28 protein-coding genes, 1 tRNA gene and 1 pseudogene are annotated in these 26,510 nt (G+C 62.8%); 18 read left to right on the forward strand and 12 right to left on the reverse strand.

The features are described from left to right. Nucleotides 1-116 precede the first annotated feature (116 nt). The 5 genes from gap (at nt 117) to M8231_RS17015 (ending at nt 3,107) form a co-directional block, all read left to right on the forward strand. Nucleotides 117-1,124: a type I glyceraldehyde-3-phosphate dehydrogenase gene (gene gap / locus M8231_RS16620; protein WP_062342479.1), complete on the forward strand. Its 1,008-nt coding sequence runs from the start codon at nt 117-119 to the stop codon at nt 1,122-1,124. A 141-nt stretch (nt 1,125-1,265) separates the two neighbouring features. Further along, nucleotides 1,266-1,487, forward strand: coding sequence for an XRE family transcriptional regulator (locus M8231_RS16625; protein ID WP_197430705.1), 222 nt, complete (start codon nt 1,266-1,268; stop codon nt 1,485-1,487). A 92-nt stretch (nt 1,488-1,579) separates the two neighbouring features. Next, nucleotides 1,580-2,089 carry a MarR family winged helix-turn-helix transcriptional regulator gene (locus M8231_RS16630; RefSeq protein WP_062342481.1) on the forward strand — a complete coding sequence of 170 codons (510 nt, stop codon included), beginning with the start codon at nt 1,580-1,582 and terminating at the stop codon, nt 2,087-2,089. A gap of 35 nt (nt 2,090-2,124) precedes the next feature. Then, nucleotides 2,125-2,631 (forward strand): YkgB family protein, encoded by a 507-nt coding sequence (locus tag M8231_RS16635; protein WP_062342483.1) that lies wholly within the window; start codon nt 2,125-2,127, stop codon nt 2,629-2,631. Between the two features lie 11 nt (nt 2,632-2,642). After that, a complete protein-coding gene (locus M8231_RS17015; protein ID WP_250201976.1) occupies nt 2,643-3,107 on the forward strand; it encodes a DUF6314 family protein in 465 nt (154 codons plus the stop codon). On the opposite strand, the gene M8231_RS16960 is transcribed toward M8231_RS17015, so the two are convergent. From M8231_RS16960 to M8231_RS16660, 6 genes and pseudogenes are all read right to left on the reverse strand, one after another. After that, on the reverse strand, nt 3,087-3,503 hold the full coding sequence (locus M8231_RS16960) for a YeeE/YedE thiosulfate transporter family protein (protein WP_284150798.1): 417 nt from the start codon (nt 3,501-3,503) through the stop codon (nt 3,087-3,089). The genes M8231_RS17015 and M8231_RS16960 overlap by 21 nt on opposite strands. After that, a complete protein-coding gene (locus M8231_RS16965) occupies nt 3,500-3,928 on the reverse strand; it encodes a YeeE/YedE thiosulfate transporter family protein (protein WP_284150799.1) in 429 nt (142 codons plus the stop codon). The genes M8231_RS16960 and M8231_RS16965 overlap by 4 nt, the downstream gene beginning before the upstream one ends. Before the next feature lie 153 nt (nt 3,929-4,081). Further along, a complete protein-coding gene (locus tag M8231_RS16645; protein ID WP_062342490.1) occupies nt 4,082-4,615 on the reverse strand; it encodes a MarR family winged helix-turn-helix transcriptional regulator in 534 nt (177 codons plus the stop codon). 421 nt (nt 4,616-5,036) lie between these two features. Next, a pseudogene (locus M8231_RS16650) lies at nt 5,037-5,626 on the reverse strand (transposase); the annotation flags it as partial. A gap of 60 nt (nt 5,627-5,686) precedes the next feature. Then, nucleotides 5,687-7,129 (reverse strand): hypothetical protein, encoded by a 1,443-nt coding sequence (locus M8231_RS16655; protein WP_250201977.1) that lies wholly within the window; start codon nt 7,127-7,129, stop codon nt 5,687-5,689. Nucleotides 7,130-7,434: 305 nt separating this feature from the next. Beyond that, nucleotides 7,435-7,511: transfer RNA gene (locus M8231_RS16660), tRNA-Arg, on the reverse strand. Nucleotides 7,512-7,829: 318 nt separating this feature from the next. On the opposite strand from M8231_RS16660, the gene M8231_RS16665 reads away from it, so the two are divergent. From M8231_RS16665 to arsC, 4 genes are all read left to right on the forward strand, one after another. Continuing rightward, nucleotides 7,830-9,185 carry a tyrosine-type recombinase/integrase gene (locus M8231_RS16665; protein WP_039248776.1) on the forward strand — a complete coding sequence of 452 codons (1,356 nt, stop codon included), beginning with the start codon at nt 7,830-7,832 and terminating at the stop codon, nt 9,183-9,185. Between the two features lie 159 nt (nt 9,186-9,344). Further along, nucleotides 9,345-9,716 carry an ArsR/SmtB family transcription factor gene (locus M8231_RS16670; protein WP_039248779.1) on the forward strand — a complete coding sequence of 124 codons (372 nt, stop codon included), beginning with the start codon at nt 9,345-9,347 and terminating at the stop codon, nt 9,714-9,716. After that, complete coding sequence (locus M8231_RS16675; protein ID WP_039248782.1) at nt 9,709-10,236, forward strand: arsenate reductase ArsC; 528 nt, start codon at nt 9,709-9,711, stop codon at nt 10,234-10,236. Before M8231_RS16670 ends, M8231_RS16675 begins: the two co-directional genes overlap by 8 nt. Before the next feature lie 8 nt (nt 10,237-10,244). Next, nucleotides 10,245-10,670, forward strand: coding sequence for an arsenate reductase (glutaredoxin) (gene arsC / locus M8231_RS16680; RefSeq protein WP_039248784.1), 426 nt, complete (start codon nt 10,245-10,247; stop codon nt 10,668-10,670). Between the two features lie 26 nt (nt 10,671-10,696). Here the strand turns inward: arsC and M8231_RS16685 are convergent, their stop codons facing one another. The 4 genes from M8231_RS16685 to M8231_RS16700 are packed head-to-tail and all read right to left on the reverse strand — an operon-like array spanning nt 10,697 to nt 14,814. Continuing rightward, the gene (locus M8231_RS16685; protein ID WP_250201978.1) at nt 10,697-12,421 is read right to left on the reverse strand and encodes a DEAD/DEAH box helicase; all 1,725 of its coding nucleotides are present in this window, start codon (nt 12,419-12,421) and stop codon (nt 10,697-10,699) included. Then, on the reverse strand, nt 12,408-13,190 hold the full coding sequence (locus M8231_RS16690) for a HamA C-terminal domain-containing protein (RefSeq protein ID WP_039248215.1): 783 nt from the start codon (nt 13,188-13,190) through the stop codon (nt 12,408-12,410). The genes M8231_RS16685 and M8231_RS16690 overlap by 14 nt, the downstream gene beginning before the upstream one ends. 18 nt (nt 13,191-13,208) lie before the next feature. Further along, nucleotides 13,209-14,225: a nucleotidyl transferase AbiEii/AbiGii toxin family protein gene (locus M8231_RS16695; RefSeq protein WP_140926861.1), complete on the reverse strand. Its 1,017-nt coding sequence runs from the start codon at nt 14,223-14,225 to the stop codon at nt 13,209-13,211. Then, nucleotides 14,218-14,814 carry a DUF6088 family protein gene (locus M8231_RS16700; RefSeq protein WP_240484734.1) on the reverse strand — a complete coding sequence of 199 codons (597 nt, stop codon included), beginning with the start codon at nt 14,812-14,814 and terminating at the stop codon, nt 14,218-14,220. The genes M8231_RS16695 and M8231_RS16700 overlap by 8 nt, the downstream gene beginning before the upstream one ends. A gap of 257 nt (nt 14,815-15,071) precedes the next feature. Between M8231_RS16700 and M8231_RS16705 the strand changes: the two genes are divergently transcribed. The 6 genes from M8231_RS16705 (at nt 15,072) to M8231_RS16730 (ending at nt 20,160) form a co-directional block, all read left to right on the forward strand. Further along, nucleotides 15,072-16,055 carry an ArdC family protein gene (locus M8231_RS16705; protein WP_240484727.1) on the forward strand — a complete coding sequence of 328 codons (984 nt, stop codon included), beginning with the start codon at nt 15,072-15,074 and terminating at the stop codon, nt 16,053-16,055. After that, complete coding sequence (locus tag M8231_RS16710) at nt 16,052-16,423, forward strand: DUF2958 domain-containing protein (RefSeq protein WP_039248219.1); 372 nt, start codon at nt 16,052-16,054, stop codon at nt 16,421-16,423. Before M8231_RS16705 ends, M8231_RS16710 begins: the two co-directional genes overlap by 4 nt. Nucleotides 16,424-16,601: 178 nt before the next feature. After that, complete coding sequence (locus tag M8231_RS16715; RefSeq protein ID WP_039248222.1) at nt 16,602-18,737, forward strand: ParB/RepB/Spo0J family partition protein; 2,136 nt, start codon at nt 16,602-16,604, stop codon at nt 18,735-18,737. Between the two features lie 55 nt (nt 18,738-18,792). Continuing rightward, nucleotides 18,793-19,014 carry a hypothetical protein gene (locus M8231_RS16720; RefSeq protein WP_039248299.1) on the forward strand — a complete coding sequence of 74 codons (222 nt, stop codon included), beginning with the start codon at nt 18,793-18,795 and terminating at the stop codon, nt 19,012-19,014. Nucleotides 19,015-19,122: 108 nt separating this feature from the next. Then, entirely contained in the window at nt 19,123-19,680 is a 558-nt protein-coding gene (locus M8231_RS16725; RefSeq protein ID WP_039248223.1) for a hypothetical protein, read from the forward strand. Nucleotides 19,681-19,743: 63 nt separating this feature from the next. Continuing rightward, nucleotides 19,744-20,160 (forward strand): hypothetical protein, encoded by a 417-nt coding sequence (locus M8231_RS16730; protein ID WP_250201979.1) that lies wholly within the window; start codon nt 19,744-19,746, stop codon nt 20,158-20,160. A gap of 64 nt (nt 20,161-20,224) precedes the next feature. On the opposite strand, the gene M8231_RS16735 is transcribed toward M8231_RS16730, so the two are convergent. Beyond that, nucleotides 20,225-20,362, reverse strand: coding sequence for a hypothetical protein (locus M8231_RS16735; RefSeq protein WP_250201980.1), 138 nt, complete (start codon nt 20,360-20,362; stop codon nt 20,225-20,227). Beyond that, on the reverse strand, nt 20,359-21,561 hold the full coding sequence (locus M8231_RS16740) for an ISAs1 family transposase (RefSeq protein ID WP_250201981.1): 1,203 nt from the start codon (nt 21,559-21,561) through the stop codon (nt 20,359-20,361). The genes M8231_RS16735 and M8231_RS16740 overlap by 4 nt, the downstream gene beginning before the upstream one ends. A gap of 297 nt (nt 21,562-21,858) precedes the next feature. On the opposite strand from M8231_RS16740, the gene M8231_RS16745 reads away from it, so the two are divergent. The 3 genes from M8231_RS16745 (at nt 21,859) to M8231_RS16755 (ending at nt 26,491) form a co-directional block, all read left to right on the forward strand. After that, on the forward strand, nt 21,859-23,334 hold the full coding sequence (locus tag M8231_RS16745; RefSeq protein WP_015740141.1) for a catalase: 1,476 nt from the start codon (nt 21,859-21,861) through the stop codon (nt 23,332-23,334). Between the two features lie 629 nt (nt 23,335-23,963). After that, nucleotides 23,964-25,067, forward strand: coding sequence for an ISAs1 family transposase (locus M8231_RS16750; RefSeq protein WP_217846306.1), 1,104 nt, complete (start codon nt 23,964-23,966; stop codon nt 25,065-25,067). Between the two features lie 68 nt (nt 25,068-25,135). Then, nucleotides 25,136-26,491, forward strand: coding sequence for an IS1380-like element IS1247 family transposase (locus tag M8231_RS16755; protein ID WP_084693981.1), 1,356 nt, complete (start codon nt 25,136-25,138; stop codon nt 26,489-26,491). The last annotated feature ends 19 nt before the right edge of the window (nt 26,492-26,510 follow it).

Raw genomic sequence — 26,510 nt, forward strand, 5'->3', positions numbered from 1 at the left:
TAATGAGGATGGTCTGATCGGCAAGCTTTCGCTGCTGGAGACGACCACCGCGTGCCAGGCGGCACTGAGCGAAGTGCGTATGCCGTAGCCAGTTCGGCGAACCAGGGGAAACAGGCATGACGGTCAAGGTCGCAATCAACGGTTTCGGTCGGATCGGACGACTGGCCTTAAGGTCGATCGTCGAACTACGGCGTGACGACATCGAGGTGGTTGCGATCAACGACCTCGGGCCGGTTGCTACGTTGGCGCACCTCCTGAAGTACGATTCAGTTCACGGCCCCTTTCAAGGATCGATAGCCACCGGCGAAGACTGGATCGACATCGGGTCCGGTAAAATCAAAGTGTCTTCGGAGCGCGATCCATCAAAGCTTCCGCATAATGAGCTTGGAGTCGACGTGGCGCTCGAATGCACGGGTTTGTTCACCTCCAAGGAGAAGGCTGAATCGCACATCCGTGCGGGAGCAAAGCGCGTGCTCGTCTCCGCGCCCAGCGAGGGGGCAGACAAGACGATCGTCTTCAAGGTCAATCACGAAACGCTGACAACCGAAGATGTCGTCGTATCGAATGGCTCATGCACCACGAATGTCCTCGCGCCCGTCGCGAAGATCCTGAACGATCTATGTGGCATTGAGCGGGGCTACATGACCACGGTTCACGCCTATACCGGTGACCAACCGACGCTGGATACCGTGCATAAGGATCTCTACCGCGCACGGGCAGCCGCGCTGTCGATGATCCCAACCTCGACCGGAGCCGCGAACGCAATCGGACGCGTGCTGCCAGAACTGAAAGGCAAGCTTCATGGCTCGTCAATCCGCGTGCCAACGCCGAACGTATCGGTCGTCGATCTCGCTATTTCCGCATCCCGGGAGGTCACGATCGACGAAGTGAACGACGCCATTCGTCAGGCTGCGAGTGGTCCTATGAGTGGGGTGCTCGCTTACACGACAGAGCCATTGGTGTCTGTGGATCTGACCCACCGGACCGAATCCTCGATCGTCGCGCTACCCCAGACCGATGTCGTCGATGGCCGGATGGTTCGCGTGCTTGCTTGGTACGACAACGAGTGGAGCTTTGCGACACGCATGGCGGATGTCGCCGTGGTGATGGCGAAGCTCATCTAGCGGATCGGTTGCGGGAAAAGTCGGATCTTGGCGACAAGATGCGTTCGCGAAACGGAGGCATTGAACATGAATGGGCCACTAGCACGTGCAGCGAGAGCGCTCATTCAGTGGCCGCGATCACATGTCGCCAAGATCGCAGGCTTGGAGGAAGAGGCGCTAGCTCAATTCGAAGCCGGCGCCAGCGTGTTTGCAGCCTCAGATCTGACGCGGCTGCGGGACGCGCTCGAACGCGGCGGCGCGGTCTTCATCGGCGAGGACAATAGTGGAGGGCTCGGCGTGAGGCTTAAATTCAACGCCAAGGATGTGCGTGCGATCAATCGGATGGAGGGCGAAGGTGGGCCGGTAGGCACCGACGACGTCTAAGCCTTCCAGCGAACGCTTGTACTCCGGCACGAGGCTCGACACCGGCCCACAGATACTGTATGCGCGACGCATATATTGCGTGAGTCGCGGCGATGGATGACCCCTCGGATCGCTTGATCAACATCTTTGGCGCGCTGTCTCAAGCGGTGTCTGACCGCGTGCGCTTGGCGATCGCTGAAGCATTCAATGCGGGGGGCGAGACGGCCGCGGCTTTGATCGCGATCGGTCACGCGCCAGGAATGTCGATCGGCCAGGTACGGCAAACTCTCCGGCTTTCGCATGCAGGTGCAGTTCGCGTCGTCGAGAGGCTAGGCGAGCAAGGCCTGGTGGCGAAATCGCCATCGCCCTCTGACCGCCGGGTAGTTCATGTCTCGCTGACCTCGCGTGGTCAGGTGGAGCGGACCAAGCTGCTAGGTCTGCGGAACGCGGCGGTGTCCGAGCTGCTGAGCAAAGTGTCGGCTGACGATCGCGTCGTGCTGGAGCGGGCCGCGGACAACATCCTGTCGTCGCTGTTCTCGGACCCCCACGGCGGCTTGGCAACCTGTCGTCTGTGCGATCAGGCCCGCTGTACCGATTGCCCAGTCGGCCACCATCGTCCGTGACGCCCTGACGATCATCCCCTTTTGAGGAGTTCGATATGAGTATTTTCGATCGGTATGAATTGCTTGTGCCCGAGCGCAGTCGGAAGGAACTGGCGCTGTTGAGATGGGCGCTCGTGATCGTTTTCTCTTGGTTCGGCGCGATGAAATTCACGGCCTACGAGGCCGATGGCATCGCCCCCTTCATCGGCCATAGTCCGATCATGAGTTGGCTGGGTATGTTCGGGGTACAGGGCCAAAGTTACTTTGTCGGCGTCATCGAGCTGTCGACCGCAGTCGTGCTGGCCTTAGGGGCTTTCCGCGCATCCTTCTCAGCGCTTGGCGCGCTCATGTCGGCGGCGACCTACTTCATCACCCTAACCTTCTTTTTTACGACGCCTGGGGTCGGGGAGCCGACTGCTGGAGGCTTTCCTGCGATATCTGCCGCTCCTGGCCAGTTTCTGCTGAAGGACGCAGTCTTGCTGGCGGCATCACTTGTGCTGCTGCTTGCGTCGGTCCAACCCAAAAATGAGCGCCTGGGGCCGATGACCACCGATCGGTTGTGAGCATAGGCACGATGGTCTTGGACACGCTCCGTGGAAAGTGGGCGCTTCGTCGCAACGTCGATCCGACGGGCGAACAACTGATTGGCGACGCGGATTTTGCTTCGACAGGTGAATCCACGCTCACCTATCGAGAAAGCGGGATACTTCGGCTTCGGGATGGCCGCGAACTCTCAGCGTCTCGGCAATATCGGTACTGCGCGATCGGCAACCGAGTAGACGTTCAGTTCGCAGACGGACCGAACACCGGGAAGCTGTTTCTCAACCTTGAATTCTCGCGCAAGAATTGGGGGTACGAGGCAACAGACACCCACGTCTGCGGTGACGACGCCTATCACGCTTTTTACCGAATTCTCGACGCAGGATCTTTCGAGACAGTTATCAGGGTCATTGGTCCACGAAAGGCGTACGACCTGCGGAGCCGGTACTCAAAGGTGTCACGAACGATGCTGGACCGTCTACTTTTTCCCTTGGCCTGACGCGCCGTTCCTGGCCAGTCTGTCACGCGCTTCGAATCCGAAAACGATCGTGGTCGTCATCACGAGGTAGGCGACTATGCCGCCCGGAGAAAGCGTAGGCATTGCGGCAAGGATTAAAGCGTCGTTGCCACCGGGTATCAGGCCGATGCCTATTCCCATCAACGCGCCGCCGGCGATCGACCGCAGGATGCCGGCGGCCGTCGGCCGCTGGAGACGCAAGCGACCCTGGCGCACGGATGCCGTGATGGCTCCCGCAACTGAGGCAATGACCGCAACCAGTGCGACCTCGCCTGTTGGCGACATTCGAAGAGGAAGGCCGCGTTGGATAAGGTCAGCGAATGTCCATGCTGGTGACAGAGCGTAGAGAAGCCCACCAGTGATACCAAGGCCAATCATTGAAGCGCCAAACGCCCAGTTCTGCCTTCTTTGCGGTGCGGTCTTCCGTGACACGAAATCGCCGCTAGCCCGAGCACCACGGCTAAGGCAAGAAGCGTCGCGGCCCCAGGGACACTCGGCCTAGCGATGAAACTTGGCCATGTCGCGACGGCGCCAAACCGGCCGAAATCAGCGGCCAAGATGCCGATTGCCAGTCCGGCAGGAAGGGCAAGCAACCGCATCTCTCCGTCCCCTAACCGTGCCAGTGAACCTAGCAGGCAGGTGTCATTTATGAGCGCGCCGAGGCCGAAGGCGATGGCGCCGATGATGAGGAGGCCGTTGACGCTCGTCGAGAGTGGGAGGGTCGCGTTCAGCGTCCCAAACCAGGCGAGCGGTATCGCAATAAGGCCAGCAGCCGCAGACGCCGCAACAAATCCGACGAACATTCTTGGTCGGCGCCGTTGCTGCAACTCATGAGCCGCTACGACCAAGCACGTGCCGCCTCGGTTCGCAGAATACCCGAACCAGAAGGCCAGTATGCATATGAGAAAGTCTAATGCGATCGATGCCAAAGATATCAAGCCTGCCTCGGTTTCTCGTCAGCCCTTGTGCGAAGGGCGCCGGCGCAGCTGGCGGGCGGGCTGAGATGCATTTTCAGCCGGTGTCTGTCCCCGGTAGCCAACCACGGGCCACATAGTCTCGACACCAGATTTCTCGTAACCATTTGCGATAAGGAGCCGCTCGGACAGTCGGCCTAGTTTGTTAAGGTCAGCCGTCGACAGCGGCGAGACACACGCTGCAATCACTTGTTCGCGCGCTCTGAGCAGAGCGCCGGTCATTTTCACACCTGCATTGGTCAAGTGGATAAAGCGCGCCCTCTTGTCCGCCGTGTGTCGCCGCCTTTCCACCAGGCGATCGGATTCGAGCCTATCGATCAATCGAACCGTTCCCGCATGGGAAAGCCGGATCCGGCTCGCCAGGACACTGATAGGTAATCCCGGCTCGAAGCTGAGAAAAACCATCAATGCAGCCGCGGGGCCGCTCGGCGAAAGCGAGGCTGATGCGCTCGCGATGCTGTCAGCTACCGCGAGCGCAAGTGCACCAAAATGATATTTGGCGGCCTCGGGCTCCATCCGGGAAGAATATATGCGTCACGCATAGACATCAAGCGCTCGAATATGTATGACCGGCGCATACATCTATCACGGATTCGGAGATGGTCATGCTCACTGATGGGCTCGGCTTGGATTCCCCATCTGAGATCGAAAAGCGGGGCCTCCTGCAAAGGCTTTGGAGCATCGCGCGCAGCTCGTGTGAACGGAAGCCGGGAACCGGGAATGCGCGTCATGCCTGATCTGACGCTCGATCTTCGATACCTTAAGTATGCTATCCACTGACGTGACCCCCGTTTCTCATCCAGCCATAACGAGAGTCCTAGGTTGATCTGAGCTGTGATCGGCTGGGTTGGCAAGAGGCCGGTCAGCGCAGCCTCCAACCAGCGCAGCAGGCCGGCCGATGTGTCCGGTGAGCGCTTCTGCATAAGCCTGCGGCGTCAGCCATGGGCGCACGGGTTCCGGTGGCTCGCTTCCGGCCTCGTCGCCGTCGCACCGCCAGGCCTTCCTCCCGATAGAGCCGGAATAGCCGCTTCTTGTTCATGCTGACGCCCTCCCGTTGCAGCAGGATGCCCAGGCGCCGATAGCCGAACCGGCGGCGCTCAGCCGCCAGGCTACGCAGGCGCTCGCGCACCTCCGCGTCGCCCTGTCCAGGCTCGCGCCGCACCGTCTTCGGATCGATCTGCACCAGCCCGCAGGCGCGCTTCTGGGAGAAGCCGCGCTCCGCCATCAGACGAAGCACGGCCGCTCTGCGCGCTGCAGGCCCAATCAGTTTTTTCCCAGAAGATCCTTTAGCGCCGAAACGTCCAGCATCGACTCCGCCAGCAGCTTCTTCAGCCGCCGGTTCTCGTCTTCCAGCGTCTTCAGCTTCTGGGCGTCCGACACGCTCATGCCGCTGTACTTCGCCTTCCAGCGATAGAAGGTCTGCTCGCTGATCCCGTGCCGCCGGCATACCTCCGCCGTCGGGCTTCCGGCTTCCTGCTCGCGCAGCACGCCAATGATCTGCGCCTCGTTGAACCTGCTCTTCTTCACGTCCGTCTCCTTTGATGAAACGGACTCTCACTCAAAACGAGGGATCAGGAAGGGGGCGCCTCACGACCATTCAATCGGCCGTCCGAGCACCATTCCGATTGCGAAGCTCACCATGCTCGGTTCCGCCAAGTCGGCCTCAAACCGCTTGGCGAGCTTCGGCTTGAGCCTGCGACGACGGTCCGGGGGAGCGACCGTGTTCCAGACCGTCATGATCCCGGCCATCGCAAGGCGATCCTCTCGTTTGGAAAGGCCGAGCGCCGTGCCCTCGATGGATTCTAGAACAGGGCTCATATCGACAAGACCCGTCTCGCTACGCTTTGATAGCCCCTCGATCAGATATGTTAGCATTCCATCGAAATACTCGGCAGCGGTATCACGATTGAACCCCCCGGCCCTTCCGATCCAATATTGCGCTGCCCAGCGGCCCGGCATGATTCCGGGTAGTGCTGAGCGGTAGTTGAATGTCGAATCGACACCTTGAGGAGCACGCTCAACGAAGCGCCGCACCACATGACGGCTCAGGCGTGACAGTCCTTCCAAACTTAGGACAATGCCGGTGTCTAGCAATGCCGTATCGGCACGATCGCCTGCCATCCAAACCTCCCGAGCCAAGCGCCCCAAAGCGTGAACGGTTCGCGAGCGGATAGAATAGGCTTGGCGCAGCGCGTTTGGGAGCTCGGTAGTCTTAATTGGTCGGATCGCGCCAACAGCTTCGTTCCGATAGAAGGAGGGCTCAACGTGATCTAGCACAAAGGCGACGAACTGCCGCTGAAGACCATGATGCTCATTTGCAAGCACGGCGCTCTCGATCCGCGCGCGGACAACGTCGTCAAGTCCTTGGGTGGCTGCGTCTATCCGATGTCGTTTCGACGGATCGTAGTCCTCCCAGACAGCGGGTTCGCTTTCGGACGCTTGGCCGAGTGATTCTAGAGCCGCCACCATCAATGTATATGCTAATGCGGCGTCTTCATCGACGATAAGCGTCGCATCGACGATCTGGCGTATGGCCCTGATGACCGCCTCGTAGCTCTTGCGCTGTAGCCCGAGGAGTGAGCGCGTGAAGCGTTCAAGGTCCGCTACACCCTCGTCCGTGAGGATAACCGTTGCGTCGAAGGTCTGGCGCAATAGGCTCGCGGGACCGCGGCGATTTCTTTCCTCTCCTTGTTGAGCAGAAATCAGCCGGCGCGCCATGTCATGGTCGCGGACGCAAGTGGCGTTGGTACAGAAGGCGACTACTGCGGCAACCTCGTCGAGCAACTGGTCGCCACTGGTGGCGGCGAGGACTTCAAGCGTCCCGGAGGGGCTCTGGGCTTCCAGCTGCTCTCGCGCTTCGACCGTGAAGGTGCGCGGACCATCAAATGTCGTCGAAGGCAGCAGCCTGCCAAAAACGAAGGTCAGTGTCTGCTCACGAAAGGCGCGCAGGTTTGTATAAAAAATACCCCGGTGTAGCGTGTCCGTGAGCGGTACCGGCCGGAAATACATGCCTTGCACGATCTGTAGCATTGGCTAGCCCCCCTTCGCGCTAGCTTGATCAGGAACAGCGCTACGCTCCCTGCTAGATCAATCAACAGTGCGGCATCTGAGCACCCCTTTGAATGTCGGCGTCCGACAATAGCTGTCGGATGCCGAAACACTCGTGAACGGCGAGAAGTCGCAGGTAAGTTCTGCCATTACGCGTGCCGCTTGCGAGCGATGCTGGTCAAGTCCCGCAGGGCTTGGAGGCATTCGCAGCGTCACAACGGCGCCATCAGCTCCGCCCAGTTCCTCATGAAGGAGCCTGAAAGCGATCGTACTGTCTGTCTGAGAGATGGCGCACCCATCAGGATTCGAACCTGAGACCTCTACCTTCGGAGGGTAGCGCTCTATCCAGCTGAGCTATGGGTGCCTGTTGCTTACGCAGTGCTTACGCGGAAAACCTGTAGGGTGGAAGCCTCAACGGTAACTCCCGCAAACCTTTGTAAACAATCTCCTTTTCTACGTCTCTCACAAACCAGCAGCCCTTGACTTCAGCCTTCGGAGCAATTTGTCCTGGCTATCCGAAATGCACGCTAGGACACGCCATGATACTACAACGCTTTGAAACGTATGGACAATCCGGTTTTCCCCGCCGAAATCCATATCCGACACTTCGCTCCGACTTTCATCCGGCTGCTTCCGTGGTGCTTCCGCGGAAACAGCCCGCTCTCCAGGGGGAAATCGCGTAATGGCCAAGCTCACGAAACGAGTCGTGGATGCTGCCGTAGCCCGCGAGAAGGACTACTTCATCTGGGACGACGAACTTCCCGGCTTCGGCCTTCGCATCTTCGCGTCCGGTAAACGCAGCTACCTTATCCAATACCGCGCCGCAGGTCGAACCCGCCGCTTCACAATCGGCCTTCATGGCGTGTGGACGGCGGAGACAGCCCGGCAGGAAGCTAAGGTGCAACTCGGTCGCGTCGCACAGGGTGATAACCCCTCCGAGGAACGCCTGCTGGATCATCAGGCGATCACCGTCAAAGAACTGTGCGCGATGTATCTCAAGGACCTCGAAGCCGGTCTCATTCTCGGAAAGGGAGGCCGACCGAAAAAGGCAACGACCATCGTCAGCGATACCGGTCGCATTCATCGACACATCATTCCGCTGATCGGCACGCGCCGGGTAAAGGATCTCGTCAAAGCCGACATGACCAAGGTGTTGAAGGACATCATGGCGGGCAAGACGGCAGTGTCGGTGAAGACCAAGAAGCTGCGCGGCAAGTCCATCGTGACAGGCGGCGCCGGTACGGCCACGCGGACGCTCGGACTCGTCGGCGGCATTTTCACCTACGCCATGGAGGCAGGGATCATCACGGCCAATCCCGTGCACGGCATCCGCAAGCCCAAGGACAATGTCCGCGACCGTCGTCTCACCGAGGCGGAGTACCGCACGCTCGGCGAGATTCTGCGCGAAGCGGCCGAAACCCCGAAATATGGGATGACGGTCGAGATCATCCGACAGATCGCGCTCACCGGCTGCCGCCGAAGCGAGATGATCGGTCTCAAGTGGACCGAGGCGGACACTGACGCGAGCTGCATGCGTCTGGAGGATAGCAAGGAAGGCGCCTCCATCCGTCCTATCGGCCTCGCCGTGGTCGAGTATCTAGAGAAACGCCGCAAGACCGCGACGGGCAGCTATGTCTTCCCCGGCCAGGGCGAGGACAACGCCTTTGGCGGATTCCCCAATCACTGGCGGCAGATTTTCCGGGACTCGCCGCTGGCAGATGTAACGCCGCACGTCCTGCGTCACAGCTTCGCCAGCATCGCAAACGATCTCGGCTTCACCGAGGTCACCATCGCCGCGCTGGTCGGTCACTCAAAGGGGACCGTCACGAGCAAATACATCCATTCGCTCGACACCGCCCTCATCATGGCCGCCGACACTATCTCCGGCTACGTTCAGGGGCTGCTCGATGGGGTCAAGTTCAAGCAGACCGCCTACGCTCTAGATCGGAATTCCCGAAAGGCCGCACTTTCTCACTTCCTCAAGAAGGCGGTGGAAGACCCCAGCGGGGACAGACAAGATTTGCCCTTGGCCGCTTAGGCGATTTGACGAGTTGATGGGATAGCGAGCTGGACTCTTCGTCGGGCTCGCTTCCCGCTTTCTGTCGCGGCTAGGCATAGGCCCGGCATAACCTGCCATTCTCCATAAGGACAACTCGTGCCTCTGGACTCACCACCAGATGTCGATTAGTCTCGACATATGGAATCAGATGCCGCCATCCTTGCGTTCGCCGCGCTCGCGCAACCGACCCGCCTCGACGTGTTCCGCCTGCTGGTGGAGCACGAACCGGACGGATTAGCTGCAGGCGACATCGCCCGCCGGTTGAACGTCCCGCACAACACCATGTCGACGCATCTTGCGACGCTGACGCGCGCCGGCCTGATCGACGCCGAGCGGCACAGCCGCTCAATTATCTATCGGGCGCGGCTCGAGGCTGTGCATGCACTCACCACATTCCTTGTGAAGGACTGCTGCGGCGGCCGCCCCGAGATCTGCGCGCCGCTGATCGCCGATCTTTCGCCCTGCTGCCCGCCTCAAACTCTCGCCGCCAAGGAGGCCGCCCATGACTGACCGCATCTACAATGTCCTGTTCCTCTGCACGGGGAATTCGGCCCGCTCGATCCTGGCCGAGAGCATTCTGGCCAAGGACGGCGCTGGTCGCTTCCGTGCCTTCTCGGCCGGGAGCATGCCCAAGGGCGCGGTCAACCCGTTCGCCCTGAAGGTGCTCGGAAGCTTCGACTATCCGACCGAAGGCTTCCGCTCGAAGAGCTGGGAGGAGTTCGCCCAACCCGGCGCACCTGTCATGGATTTCGTGTTCACCGTCTGCGACAACGCCGCCGGCGAAGCCTGCCCGGTCTGGCCGGGCCAGCCGATGACCGCGCATTGGGGCATCGAAGATCCCGCTGCCGTCGTCGGACGGGACATCGAAAAGGAAAAGGCGTTCGTCGCCGCCTTCCGCTACATGCGAAACCGGATTTCCGTCTTTACGGCTCTGCCGGTGGCCAGCCTCGACAAGGCTGCGCTTGGCACCAAGCTGCGCGAGATCGGCCGCAGCGAAGGCGCAACCTCGCCGCGCCCTGACGTTGCGTGAGGCCGATCATGGACGTCATCATCTACCACAACCCCGAGTGCGGCACGTCGCGCAATACGCTGGGTCTGATCCGCAATTCCGGCGTCGAGCCGCATGTCATCGAATATCTCAGGACGCCGCCGAGCCGCACGATGCTTGAGCAGCTCAGCGCGCGCATGGAAATCTCCGTTCGCGCGCTGCTGCGCGAGAAGGGCACGCCTTACGCCGAGCTTGGCCTGGACGATCCGGCGCTGAGCGACGCGCAAGTTCTCGACGCCATGATGGCGCATCCCATCCTCATCAATCGTCCGATCGTAGTCACGCCGGAAGGGGTGAGGCTGTGCCGGCCGTCCGAGGACGTGCTGGACCTGCTGCCGCCGCAGCGCGGGGCATTCGTCAAGGAAGACGGCGAGCGGGTGATCGACGAACACGGCCGCCGCGTCGCGACGGCCTGAGGAAAGTCCATGTCCACCTTTGAACGCTAGCCGCGCTTACACAGGTCAACGACCTGCTTGCCGTAGCTCTCGACCCAGTTGGCCTGGGTGGAAAAGATCAGAGTGCGCTTGCCCTGGCCGGCGAATTCCCACGCCGCAAAGAGGGCGAGATGTGAGTTCTTCCGAGGATACGGATTCTTCTCCCTTCCGCGCGCAGGCTTCTCCTCGACGAACTTGTCGAGGAAAGGACCGCCGTCGTCGAGGTCAAGCCGCAGGAGCGCATCCTTGCCGCGCCAGGTTAGGGCGCCGAACCTCTGGCGCGTGGGTCGCCAGTCGGAACGCACGGGCTCGCCGGGTTCGTCCGAGCGTATCCAGGCGGTAAGGTCGTCCAACTCGTCGCCGCTGGGCAGGATCGCGGACAGGCAGACGATCCGGCGATCGGCCGCGTCGGCGCGGCGTAACAGACGCTGCACCAGCGTCTCGTAGCGGATCTCACGCTCGCTGGGCCCGATCATATGGCCCTCGTCGAGAACGATCAGACCGACATCATCGATCAGGGAGGAATCGCTCCGAAGCGCGAAGTCGAGTTTCTCCGGTGTGGCGATGATGATCTCGCGGGTGCGCAGTGCATCCTCGTCACCTGCCGAAAGACCACTGGCGCCGTACAGCGACGAGACGCTGAACCCGAGAGGTGCGAAAGTCTTGCGGAAGGAGCGTTCGGTCTGGGCCGACAACGCACGCAACGGCGTGACGATCAACACCCGCCGCGCGGAGGACAAGGTCATCAATGCGGCGATTTCCGCAACGCGCGTCTTCCCCGCGCTGGTGGGAAGCGCCACAACGAGATCGTCGGTGACATCCGTAGATCGACGAGCGGCCTCGCGTTGAGACGGCCAAAGCTCCACCTCGGATGTTTTGCGGGCGTACAGCGAACCGATGAACAGCCGCCGGAGGTCCGGATATTTCTCCTCCGTTCCAGCGGGTGGCTCCGTTGGCAGGTTCCCGTGCAACGAATGCTGCCAGAGGTCGTCAATCAGGTGACGGCAGAGATTCGAGATCCACCACAACGGGACATTCCCGGCGTTGCCGGCGAGGCTGACCGCAGTGGCCAGCAGATCGCGCGCGGCGTCGATCGGCTCCTCTTCCCCCGTTTCCAGCGCGAAGTCGAAGTAGGCAAGAGCCCGGCAAATCGTCGTATTCAGGATGGTAGACAATACGTCGTCGATATCAGGCTCATCGCCGCCCAGCGCTTCGCCCATCTGCTCATCGCCGTGGGCCTCGTCGCTAAGCCAGTCGCGAACGAAGGCACGTAACTGATCGAGATCCCGCAGGATGAGATGACGGATTGCCGTTTCGCCGGGCGATGCGTTGAGATCTTCATCCGTCTCCTTGAACAACGAATAGGCGACGGCCGAGAAGCCGGCCAGGTGATAGGCGGCAGCCGCGATGGTGCGGCGGAAGCCGCGATCGGGTGCCTCAGGATCACCGTTTCTTACCAGCGCTTCGAAGGCGTTGGCCGCCCGTTCAAATGCCTTGTTCGTCAAGTCTGACGCGCCGGTCTGGGCACGCAAGGCCATGGCGCCCCGAAGCAAGGCGAAGCCGTGCTCGGCAAGGTCGGTTTCGATTGTCGCGCCCAAGGGCGGCGCGGTCTGCGGCAATACGCCTGCTTCCCGCATCAGCGACCACGCAGCACCACGATAGAGCAAACGGCCGAGGATGCCGTCGACGGTCGCGGTGGCGAGGAAGGCGGTCAGCTCGTCAGGCGTCTCCAAGGTCTTGCGCCCCTTCGTACATGGCCGCGATGAAGTCCTGGTGGTCTTCGACGTGGATGTTCACGACGTAGTGGTCGCGATTGGTCCCGGCGGCCTCGAGATCTTCCTTCAGCGAGGCATGGGGGCCGTTGCCGGAAACGGTGAAAAGCATGTGGTCGATGCGATCGGCGCGCAGCGACTTCAAGCCCACCTCATCGCGGAGGTCGCGGCCTAGCGCGTTTTCGTCGGGATCATTGCTCTCCAGGAGGCGGTTGGCGACGAACAGCAACGAGTCCGGCGTGCAGCGGCCATTGTCGCGATCGAGCACCTTACGAGCGCTTGTCACGGTGGATTTGCCGAGCTTCTTGTTGCTTTTGGCTTCCCCCTTCAGGAGCCAAAGCTTCTCGTCCTGGCCGCCATAGCCGGCGCCGATGAAGTCATCGCCGCGCATGGCCATGTTGCGGCCGTCCTTGTAGCGGAGCCGACGCACGGGGACGCGCAGGCCGATTTCTTCCTCCACCAGCTCAGTCGCAAGGATTTCGCCAAGATCGCCAGAGCGGCCCTTGTCCGTATGTGGCATCGCTTCGCTCAGAATCTTGGCGGCGATCTTGTAGCCAAGCCGCTCCACATCCTCGGCGATGCGCTCGAGCCGGTCATAATGGGAGCGAATGGTCTTCGCGAGATCGGCGCTGATCTCGTCACGCCCGCCACCCTTCTCGACATAGGTCCAATAGTGCTTGCGCTTGTCTTTCTCTTTGGTGGCTTCACACCATTTCTCGTAGAACCCCACGCTTTCCCCCAGTTTCTACTATCCCGCCGCGCGATTTGCGTGTTCGGCGATGTCTGCGCATCGCTCGATCAGCAACCCAAAAGACTCGGCGTCCTCAAGCAGCAATCCGTCTCCCACCATATGTTCGTAATCGAAGGCCAGGGCCGCGCGTGCCTCTCCGTTCGGCACGAGTTGCAACGATCCACTGACGGCGGCCTCGTAATCGACAGGCGCCCCGTCCGCCGCCTTCTCAGCGAAGAACATCCCCTTGTGACGTGCGACCGCGCGGGCGAGATCTCGGTCAGCCGCTGCCGCGTCGGCGATCCCCGCGTCATCCAGGCGGACCACGTCATGCCAATGGCGAGCGAACCGCTCCCCGCGCAGCCGCTCCTGCAAGCAGAAAACGTGTATCGCGGTCGCCTTTTCCCAAAAGGTCCGCTCGGCGTGCATCACCCGCGGCGACGCCGCCGGGAACGTCACGCCCTCGACCAGGCCCGCCGCATCGCAGACCACGTCGCGTACGCTGGCCGGTTCGCCGGTCGAGCGGGCGCCGAATTCCAGCATGACGCTGGGCGCGACATAACCCGAGCCGGTTGAGGTCGCTTCATAGTCGATGAAGAGCTTCTCGCCCTCGACCCGGGTCGCCGCCGAAACGCCCTGCGCTCCAATTGCGTCGATGAGCAATGGTTGCACCGTGCCCGAAATCCACTCCGGCAACCGGTGGCGCATCACCTTCGACCAGCGCTTCTCTTCACTGCGTGTTGTCGGCAGTGCCTCGCCCTTGTCGCCCACCAGATCAGGCGCGATCGCTCGGATGTCGTAGGTCAGATCGACATCTTCCGAAAAACGCTGAATGACGCCGTAGGCTTTTGAAAGCGATGTCCCACCCTTGAAGACGAGATGATCGCCGAGCGCGGAGCCGAAGACTGTCTGAAGCGCCCAGACGACCCAAACGTCCTTTTCGAGCAGATGGGCGGGCCGCCCCGACCGATCGGCGGCGACGCCCAAGACGTCACGACGGTCCGCCGCCGACAAGGACAGAAAGGGATCAGCCATGGACCGCCTTGCCGACGCTTCGGGCAAGCCAGGTTGGAAACTGCGGCGCGGCGGCCACCAGTTCGCCGAACGCCGTAGGCGGCAGCTTTCGTTTCAGAGCCTTTAGCGCCGATTCCGCCTTCTCCGGCCCGAGCCAGGCTAGCGCGCGAACCGCTTGGCCTGCGGGACGATCGGCGAGCGCAAGCTGCCAGCGTGGCGCATGGCGCAATTCGACGAGCTGCTTGCCCAAGGTCATCGTGCGGCTCCGGCCCGAGGTAAGATAAACGGAGCGGACCGGCACCTGCGTCGTCAGGCCCAGCGCGTTTGCGGCAGCCGCGCCGTTCGGCACGATGACTTCTCCACGCTGCACCGCCAGCGCCTCGACGGCCTTTTCCACCGAAGGCGCGCGGGCGCCGAACCGGCTCTTCACCGGACGCAGATACACGCCGCGCCCGGCACGGATCAGATGCCCTCGTTCTGCAAGACGCGACAAAGCCTGGTCCACCCCAGCGCGGCTGCCGAGGTGGAGAAGGCTCTTTGCCGCCAGCGGCGTTCCTTCCGGAAGCGTCTCGGCGTGCGCCAGAATCTGTTCGGTCAGACGTTGCACCATCATTCTCCTGTCAGAAATATATGCGAGTTTCTGACACTTTTCAACGGCCTTAAAGCTTTCAAACTCAGCCCAACCGTCCTTCGTGGCTCCGGTCGCCACGAGGGATCGATTGAACGGGGAAAGCCTTCCCCTGCGGCCGAGCCACGGTCTCGGCCGACCCCTTCTGCGGGGACACCCCGCAACGCCCCGAGAGCGAGAGTGCGGACGGATCGTCCGTGACGGGTTGAGGGCTGGGAGAGAGGCTCCCGGCGCCCGTCATGGAGTTTATCCCGATGGCCAGAATGGATCGCGCCGCGCGTCGTACCGGTGACCGCACCAATCTCTATGACGACATCACCAACAAGATCATCGCCGAACTCGAGGATGGCCGGCTTCCCTGGGTCCAGCCCTGGGGTACAGCTGCGGCGAAGGCGCCGCTCGCCATGCCGAGGAATGCGGCGACCTCCCGTCAGTATTCCGGCATCAACGTCCTGATCCTTTGGGGCGCCGTGATCCAGCACGGCTTTCCTTCCCAGCATTGGCTGACCTTTCGCCAGGCGCTCGCCCTCGGCGGAAACGTGCGGAAGGGCGAGCACGGCACGACCATCGTCTATGCTGACCGCTTTGTGCCCGACGACGAAAAGCGCCGCGCACGCGAGACCGGCGAAGAGGCGGCCGCTATTCCATTTCTGAAGCATTTCACGGTCTTCAACGCGGCGCAGTGTGAGAGCCTGCCCGACGATATCGCCATTGAGGCTCCGCCTCCGCCGCCAGGCCTGATCGAACCCAAGGTCGAAGCGCTGATCCGGGCGACGAGGATCGACTTTCGCATCGGCGGCGATCGGGCCTTCTATGTCCCCGCCCACGACTATGTGCAGGTGCCGCCGCCACAGGCCTATTTCGAGCCGATCAACTGGCACCGCACTGCGCTGCATGAGCTCGGTCACGCCACCGGCAACGCCACCCGTCTCGGCCGCGACTTCTCCGGCTCCTTTGGCACGAAGAAATATGCGTTCGAGGAGCTGGTGGCCGAGATGAACGCCGCCTTCTGCTGCGCCTCACTCGGCATCGTCCCGACCGTCCGCCACGCGGACTATATCGGCTCCTGGCTCGAGGTCCTGCGCGAGGACAATCGCGCCATCGTGCGGGCCGCAAGTCAGGCGAGCAAGGCCGCCGACTGGCTGCTCGCACACCTTCCCGAAGCACACGCGGAGGATCGCACGGAGGTGAGCTGTCCGGATTGTGACAGGAGGGCGGCATGATCCTCCTGACTGACGAGCTGCGTGAGCAGCTTTTTGCCAACGGCCGGCAGCGCGACGCCGACCATGTGCCGGTCGTGAAATTCTTCAACCCGCTGGGTGAAGGCGTCTGGCTCGCCACCGAACTGGACGAGGATGGCGACACGCTCTTCGGGCTGGCCGATCTCGGTCACCCTGAGCTTGGCTCCTTCTCGCTGCAGGAGATGTCGTCGCTCCGCCTGCCGTTCGGCATGGGGATCGAACGGGACATCCTCTTCACGGGGGATTTCCTGCTCTCCGTTTGGGCGGAAGCCGCGCGGCAGGCCGGCAGCATCCGGGCGGCAGAGCGCATTCTCTATCAGGCCGCTCGGTCACGGCACGGCGAGCATTGATGCGCAAATACGTGGAGGCGTGAAGTCGGCTTTGAGGCTTTGCGCTTCCACGCGGCGATAGGCTTTCCTGACGCGTTCGCGGTTCGGGGTGAGAGAGTAAGAGGGGGGAACGGGATTTTCGTGACGGGTTGGAGGCCGAGAGAGAGGCTTTCGGCCGCCCGTCGCGGAGTACATCCCGATGGCTACTGCCGTTCAGAAGATCACCCTGTCGTCCTCACGCGACATCCCCTTCAACAAGCTGGTGCTGAGCCAGTCCAACGTCCGGCGCGTGAAAGCCGGCGTCTCCATCGACGAACTGGCGGAGTCCATCGTCCGCCGCGGCCTCATCCAGAGCATCCATGTCCGTCCCGTGGTGAACGCCGAAGGTGCGGAGACCGGCATGTTCGAAGTCCCCGCCGGCGGCCGCCGCTACCGCGCCCTCGAATTGCTCGTGAAGCAGAAGCGCCTCGCCAAAACCGCACCGGTCCCCTGCGTCGTCTCTGACTCCAAGGCCGATGTGTTGATCGACGAGGTGTCGCTGGCCGAGAATATCGAGCGTGCGCCGTTGCATCCGCTCGATCAGTTCCGCGCCTTCCAGGCCATGCGCGACAAGGGCATGACCGACGAGACGATCGCCGCTGCCTTCTTCGTCCCGGTCCAGGTGGTGAAGCAGCGGTTGCGGCTCGTCACCGTCTCGCCCGCACTTCTCGACATCTACGCCGAAAACGGCATGACCCTCGAACAGCTCATGGCCTTCTCGATCTCAGAAGACCACGCGCGTCAGGAGCAGGTGTGGGAAGCGATCAGCCATAGCTGGTCGAAGGAACCCTATCAGATCCGCCGCATGCTGACCGAGACCACGGTCCGCGCCTCCGACAAGCGCGCAGTCTTCGTCGGTATCGACGCCTACCAGGCCGCAGGCGGCTGCATCCTGCGCGACCTGTTCCAGGACGACGACGGCGGCTGGCTGCAGGACCCCGTTCTGCTCGATCGACTCGTCGCCGAGAAGCTCAAGACCTGCGCCGACGAAATCGCCGCTGAGGGCTGGAAGTGGGTCGATGTGGCCATGAGCTTTCCCTACGGCCACGATCATGGCCTTCGCGAACTTTCGGGCACGATCGTCGATCTGACCGATGAGGAGCGCGCCACGCGTGAAGCGTTGCGAGCCGAGTATGACCGGATCGAGGAGGAATATTCCGAGGCCGACGAGCTGCCCGACGAGATCGATCAGCGCCTGGGCGAGATCGAGCAGGCTCTGGAAGCCTTCGAACGGCGGCCCGTCACCTACGATCCGGCCGAGATCCGCATCGCCGGCGTCTTCGTCAGTCTCGACGGCGACGGGTCGCTGCTGGTCGAGCGCGGCTACGTGCGCCCTGACGACGAGGCGCCGGTCGAGTCCGAAGGCGACGACGACCACACCGAGGCCGATGGCGACGATGCGCGCGCTGTCCAGCGCGCGGTCATCACTATCGGAGGCCAGCCCGCCGAGCCCGAGGAGGACGAGGACGACAGCCTCAAGCCGTTGCCCGAACGCCTCGTGATCGAGCTGACGGCCCATCGCACGGTGGCGCTGCGCAATGCCGTGGCGGAAAATCCGCAGGTCGCCATGACCATGTTGCTGCACAAGCTGGTCAGCGATACCTTCCGGCACACCGCGCCGACGGGCTGCCTCGAGGCCAGTGTCCGGCACATCTTCTTTCCGGCTCAGTCCGACGAGCTGAAGGAGAGCGACTCCGCCCGGGCCGTGAACGAGCGGCATGAACGCTGGGGCGACCATGTCCCGGCCGACGACCAGGCCCTCTGGGACTGGCTCACCCATCTCGATGACGGCACGCGCATGGACCTGCTGGCCTTGTGCGTGAGCTACGGCGTCAATGCGCTCTTCGAGCGGCCCAATCCGCATTCGGGTTCGGGCGTCAGCCGCCATGGCCTTGACGTGCGGATGGCGCAGGCGGACCGGCTCGCTCGCGAAACCGGCCTCGACATGGTGGCGGCGGGCTGGCGGCCGACCGTGGGCAACTATCTCGGCCGTGTCACTAAGCCGCGCATCCTCGAAGCCGTTCGCGAAGGCGCCGGCGAGCGGGCTGCGCAGCTCATCGACCACCTGAAGAAGGGCGACATGGCCAAGGAAGCCGAGCGCCTGCTGGCCGACACCGGCTGGTTGCCCGAGCCGCTGCGCCTCGCCTCGCTCGATGGCGAACAGGCCAACGGCGCCGAGGCGCAGACGGATGGCGGCGATGACACGGCGCTGCCGGACTTCCTCGCCGATGATGGCGAGGAGGACGAGGGCGCCGATGCCGAGGACGAGGAAACCGTCCTGGCCGCAGCCGAGTGAACACGACAACGGGGAGCGGTCTTTGCCGCTCCCCGCATTTTTCGTGGAGATCATCATGCCCATTATCAACGCGTCCCCGACGCGCCGCCTCGTGTTCCAGTATCTCGTGCCCGTCCATGTCGAGGTCGAGGACGGCCTTGTGACCCGCGTCACCGTGATCGACGAAACTCCTGTGCGCGATCCCTCCCTCATCGAGGGCGACGCGACCTATCTGGCCGAGGCGGTCACGGCCTCCGACGACGGTCAGGCCTGGCCCTCCTGGTCCTTCGGCTACTGACCGGATCGGCTTCGGCGTCGGCGATGAGAGTAAGAGTTCGGGCCAATCGGCCGTGACGGAATAGCAGGTGGAGGAGAGGCCTCCGCCGCCCGTCGCGGAGTATTCCCGATGACCCATGCCAGTGCTGCCCCCTTCGTCTCGATCGGTCAGATCCTCGCGGAGAAGGTGCTTCCCAGACTTCATCGCGCGCAAAAGCTCCCGCTGCGCGTCTCCTGCCTCGGCACGATCAGCTATGCCGAGGCCACCGACGCCGACTGCTGCGACCGGACCATCCCGCTCGGGGACGCGGCGTCCCCTGAAGAGGCCATGATCCTTGCCGCCATGCGCGTCGCGCGCGACGACATCCGCATCGGCCCGGACGACACGCTGCATTTCCGGCCCCGGCTGATCGTCGTGCAGGATAACGCGCTGGGCCTGGTGCTCGCTGGTGACATCCGCGCCGGCGTCATCCTCTGGCAGCATCCCGTCGCCAGTGACCGCGAAGCCCGGCGCATCGTCACCGAATCGAGCCGGATTCGCGGCCTGGCCTTCGCCGCCTCCGGCCGCGGCGATCATAGATCAGCGCGCGACCTTCGCTATCAGGCCTCCCGGCTTGAAGCCCGTCTGGTCGATCAGCTCTGGCGCGAAACCGCCGCCGATCTTCTCCGGCTGCCGCAGGCCGCCTGACCCCGTCACATTCCTTCAATCAGCCCGGCCTCGCGCCGGGCTTTGTCGTTTCAGGAGCCTGCCATGGCCGACTTTTTCACGCATTTCTCCTGCCTGCTCGACGTCGGCACCCCCGACAACGCCACACGCGCACTCGACCTCTACAACACGCTCTCCGAGGAAGGAGCGTCGGAGGAGCCGCCGTCCGAGGGTTTTCTTCTTTCGATCCAGCCCGAACACGGCGGGACCAAGCTCTGGATGCGCGACGATGTCACCGGCGATCCCGAGCGCCTGATTCAGTTCGTGAAGCGCTGCGCCGCCGCGTTCGGGCTGACCGGGCGCTGGGGTTTCCAATACGCCAACACCTGCTCGAGACCGCGCGTCGATGCCTTTGGCGGCGGCGCGCATGTGCTCGACCTGGCCACGGGCGAGACCGTGGCGTGGACCTATACCAGCGGCTGGCTCGCCGACGTGCTCGACGGAGGTGATCCCGATGCCTGAGATCATCGAAACCACCGTCTATCGGCTGGGCGAACTCTCCGAATCCGCCAGGGAGAAAGCCCGGTCATGGTATCGTGAGATCGGCTTCGAGCACGATTGGCACGAATTCGTCTTTGACGACTTCGTCCGCATCGGCGAGATCCTTGGCCTGACCTTCAAGACCCGGCCCATCCGGCTCCCAGGGCAATCGCATATGGCTCACGCGAGTAAGCCATTGAGAACGTTTCGGAGAAAGTCGTCATCCCAGCCTGCCCTCTTGAGCTTGATGGAGAGCGAGCCCTTCGACGTGTCCCTGCGCATGACGTCGAGAGCACGGCGACGCAGGATGGCGATGTTGCCCGGGCTGTTATCCTTGCGGTTGCGTGCCGCGTCTTCGCGGAACGACACGTCCAGCTGCCAGTGCAGACTGTTCTCGATAGCCCAGTGGGCGCGTACGGTCGCCAGCAGGACCTCCGGTGTCGGCACCCAGGACAGCGCGAAGTACCTCGTTTCCGAGGTTGTGCCCTCGGCTGTTTTTCGGGTGGCCTCGACCCGTCCAAAAGCCTTCAGGCCCGGGAATTCATGATGCTCTGCCAGAGCCTTGCTCGAAACGACGGTCGCCTTTCGGGTTTCCGTCCGGCCGTGGCCGATATCCTCGGAAAGCGCGCTTGGGTGCGCGTCTGGCTCGGCCCCGAAGCTGGCCCGGGCATCGGACAGGAGCGAGTCCTGGTTGGCCTTGAGCGCCAGGCACCAGTCGCCACCACCCGCGTTAATCGCAGCAACCGTACGGCGATTGCAGTGCAGGGCATCGGCGGTCACCACCTTCCCCTTGAGCGCGATCAGGCCAAGCGCTTCGATGGCGGCCTCCAGTTCCGTACCCCGATCGGCCGGCACGCTGGCCAGCGTCAGGCGCAGCCGCGCCGCATAGGCCGAGACCATCATCCGCGTCCGGCCGCTCTCTCCCGCATCGCGGGCCCCGCGCAGGGCCTTGCCGTCAACGGCGATCACGTCGCCATCACGAAGGAGGGCCGCGACATCGGCCAGCACGCGCCCGAAAGCCGCATCGAGCGCCTTGGGATCGATCATCCGGAACACGGCCGAGAAGGTGTCATGCGACGGAACCGCGTGCTTGAGCTTGAGGAAACCCCTGAAAACGCTTTCCTTTGCGCGCCCGAAGGCCGCCATCTCGGCGCAGGAGGTCGCGCCGCAAAGGACCGACACAAAGGCGATGACCAGCAGCTCACCCAAGTCATGTCGCGTGTTCTCGGCGCGGGGATCGGGGACATCTTCGAAGGCGGACAGGATCGGCACGCCTTTGATCAGCGGATTGTCCGAGATCACGGTGATAAATGCGTTGAATGCCTCGGATCTGGCGGCGATCCCGTCCAGCCAAAGCAGAATTGCCTCATCCATGCTGCTCATTCCCTCTGCCGTTGCGCTTATGTCTCTCCTTTGTGGCCTTGCGACCGCTGTCCCGCGCCTATTGCGCGCCCAAGCTGCACAATATGCAAAGATTTTGTGGCAATTTGGCGGCGATTTCCACCGCCCCGATCTCGCAGGCCCTCGCAGAGCCTCCATCACAGCCGTTCTTCGCCATCCACGGCATTAGGTTTTGACAAAAGGCGCCGGTTGCTTAGGCTCGACATGTAACACTTGGCGATGCGCGCGGCATCCGCGCACAGCACCGGGTCAGTTCACGGGCACTATAGGAGGATTTAGATGACCGATATGAATAAGAAACAGGGTGGAACGGGCTCGACCACGGGCACCGGCGCACCGGCGGTAAGCGACCGCAACTCTCTGACCGTGGGCCCCGATGGCCCGATCCTGCTGCATGACGTGCATTTCCTCGAGCAAATGGCCCATTTCAACCGCGAGAAAGTGCCCGAGCGCCAGCCCCACGCCAAAGGTTCGGGCGCGTTCGGCACTTTCGAGACCACCCATGACGTCTCGGCCTATACCAAGGCGGCGCTGTTCCAAAAGGGCGCAACCACCGAGATGCTGGCGCGCTTCTCCACCGTTGCCGGCGAGATGGGCAGCCCCGACACATGGCGCGATGTGCGCGGCTTCTCGCTGAAATTCTACACCGATGAGGGCAATTACGATCTCGTCGGCAATAACACCCCGATTTTCTTTGTCCGTGACCCGATGAAATTCCCGCATTTCATCCGCAGCCAGAAACGCCTGCCGGACTCGGGTCTGCGCGACAATCATATGCAGTGGGATTTCTGGACCAATAACCCCGAATCCGCGCATCAGGTGACCTATCTGATGGGCGTGCGCGGGCTGCCCCGCACCTGGCGTCATATGAACGGCTACGGCTCGCACACCTATATGTGGGTGAACGAGGCGGGGGAGCGGTTCTGGGTGAAATACCATTTCCACACCCATCAGGGGATGGAGTTCTTCACCAATGAAGAGGCCGGCGCGATGGCCGGTGCCGATGCAGATTTCCACCGCCGCGACCTGTTTGACGCGATTGCCCGTGGCGAGCATCCGGCCTGGACGATGTCGGTGCAGGTGATGCCCTATGAAGAGGGAAAAACCTATCATATCAACCCCTTTGACCTGACCAAAACCTGGCCGCATGCGGATTACCCGCTGATCGAAGTCGGCAAGATGACCCTGAACCGCAACCCCGAGAACTTCTTTGCCCAGATCGAGCAGGCGGCCTTCTCGCCGGGGAATACAGTGCCGGGGATTGGCCTCTCGCCGGATAAAATGCTGCTTGGCCGCGCCTTTGCCTATAATGATGCGCAGCGCAACCGGATCGGCACCAACTTCCACCAGCTGCCGGTGAACCAGCCCAAGGTTCCGGTGAACACCTATATGTTCGACGGGCAGATGGCCTATCACCACAGCGGCAGCGCACCGGTGCATGCGACCAATAGCGGCGGCCGCAGCTGGTCCGACGAGACCGGCGCGGTGCATGACGGCTGGGAGGCGGACGGCGATTTCGTGCGCAGCGCCTATACGTTGCGGCCGGGTGATGACGACTTCTCGCAGCCGGGCAAACTGGTGCGCGAGGTGTTCAATGATGACGAGCGCCGCCAGTTGGTCGAGACGGTCAGCGGCGCGCTGCTCGGCGGGGTGCGCTCTCCGGTGCTCGAGCGGGCGTTCGACTATTGGAAGAGCGTCGACGCGGAGGTCGGCCAGCGCATCGAAGACGCGGTGCGCGCGGGGCAGGCGGGCTAAGCCCAGCGTTCCGGGATGAACACAGACGCCGGCCCTCACAAGGGGCCGGCGTTTTTATCTCTGCGTCGCCCGTGGCCCCCACGGGCCGCGCCCGACCCTCCCCCAAGGAGGGGGCGCCTCGGCGCTGTCTTTCACCGCACACCCGACATCAGTGCTTTTGAGCGCAGAGCTTCGTGGCAAGGACTGGCGCCCACCCAAGATCGGGCGCGTCCCTTATCGCTTCACTTTGAGTGGAGGTGTGAGGATACCGTTGGCAGATGCCCCTGAAAATCTCAGCGAAGCATGTCCCAACTGCAGGGCCCGGCGGCACCGCCGGGCCGCGCCCGACCCTCCCCATGGGAGGGCGCATCGGTGATGTCTTTCACCGCACACCTGACATCAGTGCTTTTGAGCGCCCGCGTTGTGGAGCGGGTGCGCGCGCCCACCCAGGGTCGGGCGCGGCCCTTCGTGCTTTGCTCACAGCGATGCGGAAGCGGTGCGGGGGCGAAGCACCGTGAGAACTCTCAGCGCTATGAGCCCCGACATCAGGGGAATCGCATATGGCCGTGACGCACTGAACGGGATGGCTTGTGGCTGGGCTCATGATGGATTCTGAAGGTGGACTCGTCCTCCTGGAGCCCATCACCGTCATGCATCTGTTCCTGTCCGCCTTCGAAGATGTCCCCGATCCCCGCGCCGAGAACACGCGACATGACTTGGGTGAGCTGCTGGTCATCGCCTTTGTGTCGGTCCTTTGCGGCGCGACCTCCTGCGCCGAGATGGCGGCCTTCGGGCGCGCAAAGGAAAGCGTTTTCAGGGGTTTCCTCAAGCTCAAGCACGCGGTTCCGTCGCATGACACCTTCTCGGCCGTGTTCCGGATGATCGATCCCAAGGCGCTCGATGCGGCTTTCGGGCGCGTGCTGGCCGATGTCGCGGCCCTCCTTCGTGATGGCGACGTGATCGCCGTTGACGGCAAGGCCCTGCGCGGGGCCCGCGATGCGGGAGAGAGCGGCCGGACGCGGATGATGGTCTCGGCCTATGCGGCGCGGCTGCGCCTGACGCTGGCCAGCGTGCCGGCCGATCGGGGTACGGAACTGGAGGCCGCCATCGAAGCGCTTGGCCTGATCGCGCTCAAGGGGAAGGTGGTGACCGCCGATGCCCTGCACTGCAATCGCCGTACGGTTGCTGCGATTAACGCGGGTGGTGGCGACTGGTGCCTGGCGCTCAAGGCCAACCAGGACTCGCTCCTGTCCGATGCCCGGGCCAGCTTCGGGGCCGAGCCAGACGCGCACCCAAGCGCGCTTTCCGAGGATATCGGCCACGGCCGGACGGAAACCCGAAAGGCGACCGTCGTTTCGAGCAAGGCTCTGGCAGAGCATCATGAATTCCCGGGCCTGAAGGCTTTTGGACGGGTCGAGGCCACCCGAAAAACAGCCGAGGGCACAACCTCGGAAACGAGGTACTTCGCGCTGTCCTGGGTGCCGACACCGGAGGTCCTGCTGGCGACCGTACGCGCCCACTGGGCTATCGAGAACAGTCTGCACTGGCAGCTGGACGTGTCGTTCCGCGAAGACGCGGCACGCAACCGCAAGGATAACAGCCCGGGCAACATCGCCATCCTGCGTCGCCGTGCTCTCGACGTCATGCGCAGGGACACGTCGAAGGGCTCGCTCTCCATCAAGCTCAAGAGGGCAGGCTGGGATGACGACTTTCTCCGAAACGTTCTCACCCACATTTCCCAAGTAAGGCGCTGATTTCGCTGTCCTGACCATTATATTTCCTATATAAAACATGGTGTTGAAGGCTGCGAGGGGCGCGTTTCATGGATCACCCAGAGGGTGCGGGCTTGCAACGGGCAGATCGGGTGGATTTCGACCCTCGCGTGCGGCTGGAATTTCGCGGCACGCAGCTCAGTTCCGACGGCGGCCTTCTGGTGATGCGCGAGCTTGATGACGCGCTCGGGTTGTCCGATTTGGCGTCAGCGGCGCTGCGCGATACTCGCTCTGGCAAGAACACGGTCCATCGGCTCGACGGCCTGTTCCGGCAATCAGTCTTTGGGCGGCTGGCCGGATACGAGGATGTCAACGACGCCAACCGTCTCGCCTGCGATCCGGTCATGCGCCAAGTTGTCGGCGGCAGAGCGGTCGATGCACAAGCGGCCTCGGCATCGCAGATGGGACGGTTCGAGACCGAGACGCTGGCTCTGGCCGGGAACCGTGCCGCGCTGGCCGACCTGAACGGGCAATGGATCGACCGGTTCCATGACCGTAACGGGCTGAAGTACATCGTTCTGGACATGGACAGCTCGGTCAGCCCGACCCATGGCGACCAGGAAGGGTCCGCCTGGAATGGCCATTTCGACTGTAGCTGCTATCACCCCAACTTTCTGTTCAACCAGTTCGGGATGCTGGAACGCTGCGCCCTGCGCCATGGCAACGTCCACAGCGCCGATGGCTGGCGTGATGTTCTCGACCCCGTCATTGCGCGCTACGCGGAGCGCGACCTTGGTGGCAGGTTCTTCCGGGCCGATGCTGCCTACGCGATCCCGGCGATCTATGAGCGATTGGAAGAAGCGCGGTTCTTCTACGCCATCCGGCTGCCCGCAAACGCGGTCCTCAAGGACAAGATCGCGCATCGGCTAACGCGCCCTGTCGGGCGGCCGTCACTGACCAAGGTCAAGCGGTTCTTCGAGGAATTCGAGTATCAGGCGGCGTCCTGGGACAAGGAACGCCGGGTGATCGCCAAGATCGAATGGCATCCGGGCGAACTGTTCCCGCGTGTCGGCTTCATCGTCACCAACCTGCCGATGGAGCCGGACTGGGTGGTGCGGTTCTACAACCAGCGCGGCACCGCCGAGCAGCACATCAAAGAGGGCAAATACGCCTTTCGCTGGACGCGGCTGTCGTGCCGGAAGTTCCGCGACAATGAGGTGCGGCTGCAACTGCACGCCCTGGCGTACAACCTGGCCACCTTCTTGCGCTGCATCGAGCTGCCCGAGGCCATGGCCGACTGGTCGTTGATCAGCCTGCAACTGAAGCTGATCAAGATCGGGGCACGTGTGGTCCGTCACGCCCGCACCATCACCTTCCAGCTGGCCGAGGTCGCTGTCACCGGCACGATGGTACGCGCCATCCTCGCCGCTATCCGCCGATTGCGAGCGCCACCGCTATGCGCATGATCGCGATCCACGCTCAAAC

It is taken from the genome of Brevundimonas albigilva, assembly GCF_023573565.1.
GTDB classification, from domain to species: Bacteria; Pseudomonadota; Alphaproteobacteria; order Caulobacterales; family Caulobacteraceae; genus Brevundimonas; species Brevundimonas albigilva.